Genomic DNA, 11,029 nt, shown 5'->3' on the forward strand with positions numbered 1-11,029 from the left:
CGCGGATGGTTTCAATTTGAGCTGTGCTTAGTCTCATCGTGCAATGGCGAACGTGAAATGCGATGCATCACTGCCCGCTCTCTGGTTCAATGCCCGGAAAATGGTTTTGACCCGCAACATCTTCAGGCTTTCCTGGCCGGTTCGATGCGGCCGTAGGTGTCTTCCAGCCGCACGATGTCGTCTTCCCCCAGGTAGCTGCCCGATTGCACTTCGATCATCTCCAGCTCCAGCTTGCCGGGGTTGTGCAGGCGGTGCACCTCGCCGATCGGGATGTAGGTGCTCTGGTTTTCGGTCAGCAAAAACACTTTGCTGCCGTTGGTCACCTCGGCCGTGCCCTGCACCACGATCCAGTGCTCGGCGCGGTGGTGGTGTTTTTGCAGGCTCAGGCGGGCGCCGGGTTTGACGCCGATGCGCTTGACCTGAAAGCGCTCGCCCATGTCGATGCTGTCGTACCAGCCCCAGGGCCGGGCCACGCGCCGGTGCAGGGTGGCCTGTGGCAGCTTCGCGTTTTCGAGGTGGGCCACCACGTCTTTGACCTGCTCGGCGTGGTCGCGCTGCGCCACCAGCAGGGCGTCGGGCGTGTCGATGATGAGCAGGTCTTGCGTGCCCAGCGCCACCACCGTGCGCCCGGGCGCGTGGATGTAGGTGTTGCGCGCTTGCAGGGCGTGGCCCTGGCCGGTGATGCGGTTGCCCTGGCCGTCGGCGGGGGTCAGCTCGGCCACGGCGTTCCAACTGCCCACGTCGCTCCACTGGCCCACGAAGGGCAGCACCGCCACGTCTTGGTGGTGTTCCATCACCGCGTAGTCGATGCTTTGTGAGCGGCAGGCCAGAAAGGCGTCTTTCTGCGGGCGCACGAAGTGCAGTCCGTTGCCCGGGGAGCGTTTCAGTGGCCGCGCCGGCCATGGCGGCCTGGCAGTTGGCCAGTATGTCGGCCGCGTGAGCGCCCAGCGCCGCCAGCAGCACGCTGGCGCGGGCCAGGAAGATGCCCGCGTTCCACAACACCTTGCCTTGCAGCAGCAGCGCCTGGGCGGCGTCGGCCTGGGGCTTTTCGATGAAGCGGGCCACCGCGCGGCTGCCATCGGCCCGCGCCGCACCCTGCTCGATGTAGCCATAGGCCGTGCTGGGGAAGCTGGGCAGCACGCCGAAGGTGACGATGGCGCCCGATTCGGCGGCGCCCACGCCCTGCCGCACCATGGCGGCAAAGGCGGCGGTGTCGGGGATGTGGTGGTCGGCCGGGCAGAACAGCAGCAGCGGGTCGGCCGCATCGGCTGCGCGCGCGCGGGCACTGACATGCAGGGCGGCCAGCGCCATGGCGGCGGCGGTGTTGCGGCCAGCGGGTTCGAGCAGCAGCTCGCCGCCCAGGCCTGCGGCCTGCAGGTCGTCGGCCACCAGAAAGCGGTGGTCTTCGGCGGCCACGCACAGCAGCGGCGTTTGGGCAAAGGCCAGGCGCTCGGCCGTGAGCCGCAGCAGGCTCTTGTTGCCGATCAGCGGCACGAACTGCTTGGGGTGGCTCTTGCGGCTGAGCGGCCACAGGCGCGTGCCCGAGCCGCCACAGAGGATGACGGGGACGATGGGTGCAGGGGTGCTGGGCGTCATGGAGGGTTCGCGTGCCATCAGCGGGGTCGCCTGGGGCGGGGCTTGGGTTGGGGCCTGGGCCTGGCCTGCGGTGGCGAAGGCGCGCCGTCTGGCAGCGGGTGCAACTGGGCACGGCGGGCCAGCAACTGGTAGATCAGGTGGTACCAATGCACGCAGACCAGCAGCGCCGCGATGGCCGCCCACACCGGCGCGCCTTCCAGCGCCACGGCCAGGCCGGCGGGCAGCGCGGCATACAGCCACAGCAGGGGCGACACCGCGGCGTTGCGCAAGCGCGGGTTCCAGTGGGCAAGCCAGCGCATGATCACCTGCGTCTTGATCAGGCTGTGCAGGTGCAGGTTGTCGGGCGCGCCCGTGGGCAGGCGCTGGCGGAGGCGGCGCCACACGCTGTAGAGCACTTCGGTCACCGGGTAGGCGCAGGCCAGCAGCACCAGCCAGGGCGAGACGCCGGGGTGGCGCATGACCAGCAGCACCGCCAGCCAGGCCAGCGCAAAGCCCACCAGGTAGGCGCCACCGTCGCCCAGGAAGATCTTGCCCAGCGGAAAGTTCACCAGCCAGAAGCCCAGCACGGCGGCGCCCAGCACGGCGCAAACCAGCGCCAGCGGGGTATCGCCCTGCAGGCCGGCCAGGCTGCCCAGCGCCGCCAAAATCACCAGCACCGTGCCGCTGGACAGGCCGTTGAAGCCGTCGATGATGTTGACGGCATTGGCCACCCCGGCCACGGCAAACGCGGTGAACAGCACCGCCGCAGGGCCCCAGGCGAGCAGGTCGTCCAGCAGCGGAACGTCGACCCGGTTCAGGGCCACGCCGGTGAGCCAGCAGGCCAGGGCACCGCTGACCATGGTGGCCAGCAGGCGGGCGGACACGCCCACTTTTTTGGTGATGTCTTCCAGCAGGCCGGCGGCAAAGGCGGGCACGCTGGCCAGCAGCAGCGGTTGCAGCAGGGTCTGCACATCGGCACTGGCCAGCGCCCAGGCCGCCACCAGACCAGCCGCCACACCCACGCCGCCGATGCGGGGTGTGGGCTTGGTGTGGAACTTCTGCACGCCGGCGGTGTGGTCCATGCTGAAGTGGCCGTGCCAGTGCTTGGTGAACACCAGCAGCAGGCTCACCCCCAGCGAAACCAGCAGCGCGGCCAGCACAAAGTTGGGCATGTCTGGGCTCGCTCGGTCGCTCAGGGGGTGCGCGGGCGCCGCCCCAGGGCGCGGGCCCAGGCCTCGCGCAGGCGCTGGAGCTTCTGGGCCGACACATCGTCTTGCGCCGCGTTGCGCAGCGCCTGCCGCACGAACACGAACAACAGCAGCGCAAAGCCGCTGGCCAGCGTGGCCAGCACGGCGATCATGCCTTTTTGCGGATTGCTCTTGTGCTCGGGGGTTTGCGCTGCGTCCAGCACCTGGATCAGCGCGCCTTCGCGGCTTTCGTCAATGCGGGCTATTTCGTACTGCTTGGCAAACAATTCAAACAGGGTTTCGTGGTACTTGAAGTCGCGGTAAGCGGCCAGGTAGTTGCCCGCATCTTGTGTTGCCGAGGGATTAAGTTTTTCGGCATTGCTAAGCTGAGCCCGCAGAGCGGCCAGCGTGGTCAGGGCCTGGCGGAAGTCGGGCGCGGCTTCGGTGAGGTAGCCGCGCATGGTGGCTACTTTCACTTCTTGCGCGGTAATGCTGGCCTGCAACTGGGCCAGCCGTTCCACGACGGCCTGCGGGCTTGCCTTGATCGCTCTTATGCTCACCCCGCTGGCTTGCAAGGCTTGCTCGGATTGCGTGAGCATCTCAGCGGCTTCGGAGAGTTTATTTGCAAAGAACAGGCGGCGCTGCTGCGCTTCGGTAACGGCCAGGCGGCCCAGCAGCAGGGTGAGTTCTTGCACATGGGCGTTGGCCAGTTCGGCGGCAAAGGCGGGGTCTTTGTCGTCCACATAGATGCGGATCAGGCCGTCTTTGCCGCTGTTGATGCGGGCGTTTGCGCTCAGTTGCCTGCGCGCCGATTCCATGAATTCCGATTCGTAGCGCTCCATGAGTTGGAAGCGCTCAATCAGCGCGTCTTGCAGGGCCCGGCTCTGCAAAAAACTAATATATTGATCGTTGGGGTCTTTGATGCCGGCGGCCGCCCCGGCCAAGCCCCCGAGCGCGCCTATGCCTTGCAGCATGGAGGCAGCAGCGTTTTGCTGCTGCTGTGGCGGGAGAAATAGGGTGCTGGCGGTGAAGGTGGGGGCGATGGTGAAACTGTAGCCCAGCGCCAGCAGGCCCACCAGCAGCGGGCCCAGCACCAGCAGGCGCAGGTTGTCCAGCACGGTTTGCAGCAGATCGAGCAGGCTGATTTCGTCGTCTTCGGGCTCGGCCTTTGAGAGTTGCTCGGTCATGACTGTCACAGGTTGTTGATGGTTTTGAGGGCGGCCACACCCAGACCGAAGTTCGCGAATATTTGCGTCCAGTCTCGCACCGCACGCGTCCAGAAGTTGTAGCGGCTTTCGCGGTTCACCTGCGCCGGTACCACGAGGGTGTCGCCGGGCATCATCTCCAGCGATTCAAAGCCGTCGCCAAAGAAAGTGCTGCGGTCGCGCCGGGCGATGACGGTGCCGTCAGCGCGCAGCACGAAAGCCTGCCTGGGTTCTGCCTCTTCAGTCAGGCCTGCGAGCTTGACCACGTCGCCCACGGTTTTGCCGGGTTTGTGGATGAACACGTTTTCATTGTGTAGCGAGCCAAACGCCGACACAAAGCCCGGCCGGGCGGGGACGAAGATATGATCGCCGTCTTCCAGTGGCAGCGCGGGCAGGCTGGCCAGTTCCCGAGCTTCGGGGTCCAGTCGCAGCGCGATGCGGCCGTTGCTGCGCATGGCCTTGAGGCGGGCGATCTGTCTGTTGATCTGGGCTTGTTGCTGCTGATGCAGCAACTGAGCCCGGGCCACGTCGTCGGTGCCGACGTTGGAGAGATCGACGCTGGCCTGAGCTTGCGCCTGGGTTTCGAGGCGACGGATGAGGGTGTCAAAGTTTTCTTGTTGGTGGCGTCGGACAGATTCCCGTTTGAATTCGGTGCCGAATACGAAGGCCTGCGGGGTGAGGCCGCCAATGCGTTGCAGCAACTGCGGCAGGGTTTCGCCAGGTTGCGCCTGGTATATGCCGGGCGCAGCCACTTCTCCTTCAAGTTGAACCAGACGGGTTTGCCTGCCCTGTGGCAAGCGCAGGTCGCGCTGGCTCAGGACGGTGACCACATCGCCCGCTTGCAACAGCAGATTTTGTGAGGGGTCGCGCTGCAGCACGGCCTGGCCCAGGTTGAAGGGAATGAGATCTATGGCCAGGGTGTTTCGGTTTAGCCGCTCGATGACGGCGTAGTCCCAGTTGATCTGGTCGGCCAGGCCGCGCACCCGATCGGTGATGCTGACGCCAGCGTCTTTTGCTATGGCTGTGCTTTGCACCAGCAGGTTCTTGCGCTTGTAAAAATCGGGGGTGATTAGCGCGTCGCGCTCGGGAATGAGGTCTAGGATTCTCATGCCCTCGAACCATTTGTGGCGCAGCGGGGCGGCCACTGTGCCTTGCAAGGTGACGGCGTTGCCGAACGCGGGGCTGATGCCCAGCACGGTGAGCACGTCGCCGTCGCGCAGGGGCAGCTTGAGCCCGGCGGGGTCCAGGGTGATGTCTTGCACGCGCCGTGGGGGTGTTTGCTCGGGTGCAATGCGTTCCAGCAGGGCTCTGCTGGTGCTGGCGAGTACGGGCACGCCACCGCTCAGGGCCAGGATGTCGCCTATGCTGTCGGCGCCGGGCTTGAGTTCGTAGATGGCGGCGCTGTCGATCGCGCCCGTGACGGCAACGCTGGGACCGACGGGCGGAATCACGATCACATCACCGCTTTGCAGCGTCATGTCGCGCGTTTTGTCGCCTTTGGCGATGAACTCGTACAGGTCCAGCGTGGTGATTACTTTGCCGCCGCGGCTGAGCTGGATATTGCGCATGGAGCCAGTGGCCGCCGGGCCGCCGCTGGCAAACAAGGCGTTGACTGCGGTGCTCAGGCTCGACACCTGGTGCGTGCCCGGTTGCTGAGCATGGCCCACCACATACACCTGGATGCTGCGCAGGCGGCCCATGTTGGCGTTCAGGCTGAAGTTGGTGAAAATGCGGCCGAGCTGGCTTTGCAGCACGCCTTCGAGATTGCCCAGCCGCACGCCAGCGAGTGTGACGGCGCCGACATGGGGTAGCGCGATCTGTCCGTTGCGGTCAACGTTGAACACGCCGGTGAACTCCACCGCCCCCCACACGTGCAGGTGAATTTCATCTCCCGGACCCAGGATGTAGTCGCCCGGCGCGGGCTGCGTCGCATCGGCGGCAAAGCGGGCGGGGCTGTCAAACAAATCGCTGCCAAACATGGGCAGCAGGTGCCCCGTCGATTCTTGAACAAAGCGCTGGAACTGTGTGGCGGCGGCGGTGCGGCGCTGGCTGCCGACACGCTGGGCCTCGGGGGCGAGCGCATCGGGCGGCTGCTGCGCCAGGGCCCTGGCTTGGTCTGCGCTGGCGCCAGCGGCCGCAGGTGCCATAGAAAGAACCGCGGGGGCAGCCACCGTGGGTGCGGCCGCGCTTGTTGCGACCGCTGCGGCAGCAGCCGACGCGCTGCCCGGGGTCACGATTTGCGCATGTGCGGTGGCAAGCCCAAAGCCCAGAAGAATCAGCGGCAGAAAATTTCGCATGCGGGATGAACGGTTTGTGATCGACATAGGGGCTTGGTACGGCTGCTGCGCAGCCGGGATCATCGGCTGGCTTTGAGGGGGGTGCCGCCGAATCGGCGATCGCGAAGATGGAACCACTGTATAGCCTGATCCAGTGACTGGGCCGTGAAATCAGGCCACAAGGTATCGGTGAAATACAGTTCAGAGTAGGCCATCTGCCAGAGCAAGAAGTTGCTGATGCGTGACTCGCCACCCGTGCGGATGACCAAATCGGGATCTGGGGCGTAAGCCATGCTGAAATAGGGCCGAAGGTTTTGCTCGGTGAGTTCGGCGCACGGGTCTGCGGGTTGCTGGCTCATCCAGGCGCGCGTGGCCTGCAGCATGTCCCAGCGCCCGCCGTAGTTGGCAGCAATGGTGAGGGTGATGCGGGTGTTGTGTGCGGTTTTTTCCTGCGACTCGCGCATGAGCCGCTGCAAGCGGGCGTCAAAAGCGCTCAGGTCTCCTACCACCTTGAGGCGAACGCCGTGGGCGTTCATGTCAGTCACTTCTTTTTCAAGGTAATGCACGAACAGCCCCATCAGGCTGCTCACCTCTTCCATCGGGCGGCTCCAGTTCTCGGTGCTGAAGGCAAACAGCGTCAGGTAGCGGATGCCCCGCTCCGAGCAGGCCTGCACGATGTTGCGCACCCGGCGCGCGCCGCTGGCGTGCCCGATCGCCTTGGGCAGGCTGCGCTGGCTGGCCCAGCGCCGGTTGCCGTCCATCACGATGGCAATGTGCTGGGGTGCTGCGACAGTGACGGGGATAGGGATGACGGGCATGAAAAGAGTCTTTTCTTGAATTGAATTCAATTGTACGACTATGACACAAAAAAAACTCTTTCCAGGAGCGGTTGCTCCGGCTCACTCATCCCTGTGCAGCCGAACCCAAGCCAAGCGGCGTTGGCTGGTCGGTCTGGGGCGGCCTTGGGGCGGCCCCAGCGTAACACCTGTTCGACTATTGATTTGGCCCGGTGAAGTCTTGAGTTCCGTTCCGGCTGAGATTGTCCTTCGACCCTTCGACAGGCTCAGGGCGAACGGTTGCTGCTGCGGTCGAAGCCCTTCGGCAAGCTCAGGGCGAACGGCTCACACTTCACAAGGCTGGGTCAATAGGTATGGATGCGGCCACAAAAAGCCCGCTCTTGCCGCCGCGCTTCTCCATCAGCCGCAGCCCGCCGATGATCATGCCCCGGTCCACCGCCTTGCACATGTCGTAGATGGTGAGCAGCGCCACGCTGGCCGCACTGAGGGCTTCCATTTCCACGCCGGTCGGGCCGGTGCATTCGGCGCTGGCGCGGCACAGCACACTGTGGGACGCGGCGTCCACTTCAAACTCGACCGTCACACGGGTGAGCGCGACCGGGTGGCACAGGGGGATCAGCTCGCTGGTTTTTTTGGCGCCCTGGATGCCGGCGATGCGGGCGACGCCGAGCACGTCACCTTTTTTGGCGTTGCCGCTTTGAATGAGCGCCAGGGTGGCGGGCGCCATGCTGATGCGGCCTTCGGCCAGCGCCACGCGGTGCGTGCTGGCTTTGGCGGACACGTCCACCATGTGGGTCTGGCCCCGGGCGTCGAAGTGGGTGAGCGGGCTAAGGGGCTGGTCGGTCATGGCGGGTTGTGCGGGTATAAACGGGTGAAATCGGGGTCAGATTCTAATTTGCGCTGAACGATGCGGAGTTATCCGGGTCGGACTTGCGTGGTGCGCGCGGCCGGGCGTCGCTGCGGTCTGGTTGAACCCCAATCCCGCCCTTGAACGCGCCCGCTGGGGCCGCCCTGCATAATCAAATCGAAAAGCTTCTCTGGCACTCCATGCAAACCCCATACGAACTCCTGCTCGGCTGGCGCTACACGCGCGCGGGCCGTGCCAGTCGGCGCAACGGCTTTATTTCGTTCATCTCGGCCGTGTCCATGCTGGGCATTGCGCTGGGTGTGGCGGCCCTCATCATCGTGTTGTCGGTGATGAACGGCTTTCAGAAAGAGGTGCGCGACCGTATGCTGGGCGTGCTCTCGCACATCGAGGTGTTCGAGCCCGCCGGCCAGGCAATACCGCACCTGGAGCAGACGCTGGCCGCCATTAAAGGCCACCCCGAGGTGCTGGGCGCAGCGCCCTTTGTGGGCGCGCAGGCGCTGCTGGCGCGCGGCGAAGACATGCGCGGCGTGCTGGTGCGCGGCATAGACCCGGCGCGCGAGCCGCAGGTGACCGAACTGGCCGCCGAGTTGGCGCAGACCGTGCTGCCGTGGCTGGTGCCAGGCCAGTTTGGTGTCGTGCTGGGCGGCGAGCTGGCGCACAACCTGGGCGTGCGCAGCGGCGACACGGTCACGCTGATCGCCCCCAGCGGCCAGATCACCCCGGCTGGCGTGCTGCCGCGCATCCGTCAGTTGACGGTGTTGGGCGTTTTCAATTCGGGGCATTTTGAATTTGACTCGGCGCTGGCGCTGCTGCACCAGGACGACGCGGCGCGCATTTTCCGTCTGGAAGGCCCCAGCGGCGTGCGGATAAAAATCCGCGACTTGCACACCGCTCCCGAGGTGGCTGCGTCGCTGGCGGCGCGCCTGGGGCCGGGTTTGCTGGTGCGCGACTGGACGCAGCAAAACCGCAGCTGGTTTGCCGCCGTGCAACTGGAAAAGCGCATGATGTCCATCATTCTGACGCTGATCGTCGCGGTGGCGGCGTTCAATCTGGTCTCGACCCTGGTCATGACGGTGACCGACAAGCGCGCCGACATTGCCATCTTGCGCACCCTGGGTGCCAGCCCGCGCAGCATCATGGGCATTTTCATGGTGAATGGGGCGCTGGTGGGCGTCATGGGTACCGCCCTGGGCCTGCTGCTTGGCTTGGGCCTGGCATTCAACATCGAGACCCTGGTGCCGGCGCTGGAGCGCGCGCTCGGCGCCACTTTCTTGCCGCCAGACATCTACCTCATCAGCACCCTGCCCAGCGACCCGCAGCGCGGCGACATTGTGCCGATTGCACTGATCTCGCTCGTGCTGTCGTTCCTGGCCACCCTGTACCCGAGCTGGCGCGCCAGCCGCGTCAACCCTGCCGAGGCGCTGCGCTATGAATGAGCTTGACGCGCTGACCGGCCCCAGGCCCACACAGGCACAGCCAAGCAGCCCAGACGCAGCGCCGCTGGTGCTGCAAGCCAGCCGCCTGTGCAAGCGTTTCACCGAGGGCCGGCTCGACGTGAGCGTGCTGCAAGGCGTTGATTTGAGCGTGCGCCGGGGCGAGACGCTGGCCATCGTCGGCGCCTCGGGCTCGGGCAAAAGCACTTTGCTGCACCTGCTGGGCGGGCTGGACGCGCCCAGCAGCGGCACGGTGCAGATCATGGGCCAGCCTCTGGCAGGCCTGAGCGCAGCGCGCCTGGGTGTTTTGCGCAACCAGCACCTGGGTTTCGTCTACCAGTTCCACCACCTGTTGCCCGAATTCAGCGCCCGCGACAACGTCGCCATGCCGCTGTGGATTCGGCGCCTGGCGCGTGCCGAGGCGGCGGCGCGTGCGGCGCAGGTGCTCGCCGGCGTGGGCCTGGCGCAGCGGCTGGCGCACCGCCCATCCGAACTCTCTGGCGGCGAGCGCCAGCGGGTGGCGCTGGCGCGCGCGCTGGTGACGCAGCCGGCCTGCGTGCTGGCCGACGAGCCCACCGGCAACCTGGACCGCGCCAGCGCCCGCAACGTGTTTGACCTGATGCTGCACCTGGCGCGCGAGCAGGGAACGGCCTTCATTGTCGTCACGCACGACGAGGCGCTGGCCGCGCGCTGCACCCGCGTGCTCCAGCTCAGCGCCGGGCTGTTGGCGTAGTGCCGAGCCAGAACCACGCGATGTGGATCGACACCCACTGCCACTTGGACGCGCCCGCATTCGGGCCGGATCACGCGCTCGCCATCGCCGCGCGCGCGCGCGCGGCCGCGCTGGGGGTGCAGCGCTGCGTCTTGCCGGCCGTGCAGCGCAGCAACTGGGGTAATGTGTGCGCGCTGGCGCAGCGCCTGGGCGACGCCTATGCACTGGGCATTCACCCGCTGTTTGTCCCGCAGGCGAAAGAAGACGACCTGGCCGCGCTCGATGCCGCGCTGGAGCAAGCACGAGCCGATCCCCACCTGGTGGCGGTGGGCGAGATCGGACTTGATTTTTTTGTCCCCGCGCTGTGCGAACCCGCTCAGCGCGAGCGCCAGTTGTGGTTTTGCCGCCAACAACTGCGGCTGGCGCGCAAACACCGGCTGCCGGTGATTTTGCACCTGCGCCGCAGCGCCGACGCCGTGCTGCAACTGCTGCGCGAGCAGCCGCCGCCCAGCGGCATCGCGCACGCTTTCAACGGCAGCGCGGCGCAGGCCGAGGCTTTTTTGCGCCTGGGCTGCAAACTGGGCTTTGGCGGCGCGCTCAGCTTCGAGGCCGCGCTGCGGCTGCGCCGGCTGGCTGCCACGCTACCGCTGTCGGCACTGGTGCTGGAGACCGACGCGCCCGACATGCCGCCGCAGTGGCTCTACGTCAGCGCCGCGCAGCGCGCCGCCGGGCATGCGCAAAGCGTCAATTCGCCGGCCGAACTGCCGCGCATGGGCGCGCTGCTGGCCGAACTGCGCGGCCTGCCGCCGGCTGAACTGGCCGCGGCCACCTGTGCCAACGCCCTGGCAGCGCTGCCCCGGCTGGGCGCCTTGACGGCGCAGCCAAACGCCGGAGACCCGCTAATATCCCTGGAAAAACCCGTTAATCTGGCAGTTTTCCAGCGTTAGCGACACGCCGATGTCGTTTATCTTGAGCT

Annotated in this window: 8 protein-coding genes and 1 pseudogene; 3 read left to right on the forward strand and 6 right to left on the reverse strand. The window is 66.2% G+C overall.

From position 1 onward, the window contains the following. Positions 1-122 precede the first annotated feature (122 nt). The 6 genes and pseudogenes from EST26_RS09930 to moaC all read right to left on the reverse strand — a co-directional run bounded on the left by EST26_RS09930 (position 123) and on the right by moaC (position 7,887). Positions 123-1,596: pseudogene (locus tag EST26_RS09930) on the reverse strand (mannose-1-phosphate guanylyltransferase/mannose-6-phosphate isomerase). A gap of 17 nt (positions 1,597-1,613) precedes the next feature. Continuing rightward, positions 1,614-2,747 carry a glycosyltransferase gene (locus EST26_RS09935; protein WP_291067493.1) on the reverse strand — a complete coding sequence of 378 codons (1,134 nt, stop codon included), beginning with the start codon at positions 2,745-2,747 and terminating at the stop codon, positions 1,614-1,616. A gap of 20 nt (positions 2,748-2,767) precedes the next feature. Then, a complete protein-coding gene (locus EST26_RS09940; RefSeq protein ID WP_291067495.1) occupies positions 2,768-3,949 on the reverse strand; it encodes a Wzz/FepE/Etk N-terminal domain-containing protein in 1,182 nt (393 codons plus the stop codon). Between the two features lie 5 nt (positions 3,950-3,954). Beyond that, the gene (locus EST26_RS09945; protein WP_291067497.1) at positions 3,955-6,114 is read right to left on the reverse strand and encodes an SLBB domain-containing protein; all 2,160 of its coding nucleotides are present in this window, start codon (positions 6,112-6,114) and stop codon (positions 3,955-3,957) included. A gap of 209 nt (positions 6,115-6,323) precedes the next feature. After that, entirely contained in the window at positions 6,324-7,061 is a 738-nt protein-coding gene (gene uppS, locus EST26_RS09950) for a polyprenyl diphosphate synthase (protein WP_291067499.1), read from the reverse strand. Positions 7,062-7,371: 310 nt separating this feature from the next. After that, positions 7,372-7,887, reverse strand: coding sequence for a cyclic pyranopterin monophosphate synthase MoaC (gene moaC, locus EST26_RS09955; RefSeq protein ID WP_291067502.1), 516 nt, complete (start codon positions 7,885-7,887; stop codon positions 7,372-7,374). Between the two features lie 200 nt (positions 7,888-8,087). Here moaC and EST26_RS09960 point away from each other — a divergent pair, with 200 nt between their 5' ends. Genes EST26_RS09960 through EST26_RS09970 form a run of 3 tightly spaced genes read left to right on the forward strand, consistent with a single transcriptional unit; the run spans position 8,088 to position 11,000 of the window. Beyond that, positions 8,088-9,344: a lipoprotein-releasing ABC transporter permease subunit gene (locus tag EST26_RS09960; protein ID WP_291067503.1), complete on the forward strand. Its 1,257-nt coding sequence runs from the start codon at positions 8,088-8,090 to the stop codon at positions 9,342-9,344. Further along, positions 9,337-10,074: a lipoprotein-releasing ABC transporter ATP-binding protein LolD gene (gene lolD / locus EST26_RS09965; protein ID WP_291067504.1), complete on the forward strand. Its 738-nt coding sequence runs from the start codon at positions 9,337-9,339 to the stop codon at positions 10,072-10,074. The genes EST26_RS09960 and lolD overlap by 8 nt, the downstream gene beginning before the upstream one ends. Positions 10,075-10,094: 20 nt before the next feature. Then, positions 10,095-11,000, forward strand: a complete 906-nt coding sequence (locus EST26_RS09970; protein WP_291067505.1) for a TatD family hydrolase — start codon at positions 10,095-10,097, stop codon at positions 10,998-11,000. The last annotated feature ends 29 nt before the right edge of the window (positions 11,001-11,029 follow it).

The organism is Hydrogenophaga sp., from assembly GCF_014773545.1.
Classification (GTDB): domain Bacteria; phylum Pseudomonadota; class Gammaproteobacteria; order Burkholderiales; family Burkholderiaceae_C; genus Hydrogenophaga.

Excerpts from the sequence above, each read along its gene's own strand:
- EST26_RS09935 (WP_291067493.1), bottom strand. The coding sequence starts at position 2,747 with ATGCCCAACTTTGTGCTGGCCGCGCTGCTGGTTTCGCTGGGGGTGAGC.
- EST26_RS09940 (WP_291067495.1), bottom strand. The coding sequence starts at position 3,949 with ATGACCGAGCAACTCTCAAAGGCCGAGCCCGAAGACGACGAAATCAGC.
- EST26_RS09945 (WP_291067497.1), bottom strand. The coding sequence starts at position 6,114 with ATGGCACCTGCGGCCGCTGGCGCCAGCGCAGACCAAGCCAGGGCCCTG.
- uppS (WP_291067499.1), bottom strand. The coding sequence starts at position 7,061 with ATGCCCGTCATCCCTATCCCCGTCACTGTCGCAGCACCCCAGCACATT.
- moaC (WP_291067502.1), bottom strand. The coding sequence starts at position 7,887 with ATGACCGACCAGCCCCTTAGCCCGCTCACCCACTTCGACGCCCGGGGC.
- EST26_RS09960 (WP_291067503.1), top strand. The coding sequence starts at position 8,088 with ATGCAAACCCCATACGAACTCCTGCTCGGCTGGCGCTACACGCGCGCG.
- lolD (WP_291067504.1), top strand. The coding sequence starts at position 9,337 with ATGAATGAGCTTGACGCGCTGACCGGCCCCAGGCCCACACAGGCACAG.
- EST26_RS09970 (WP_291067505.1), top strand. The coding sequence starts at position 10,095 with ATGTGGATCGACACCCACTGCCACTTGGACGCGCCCGCATTCGGGCCG.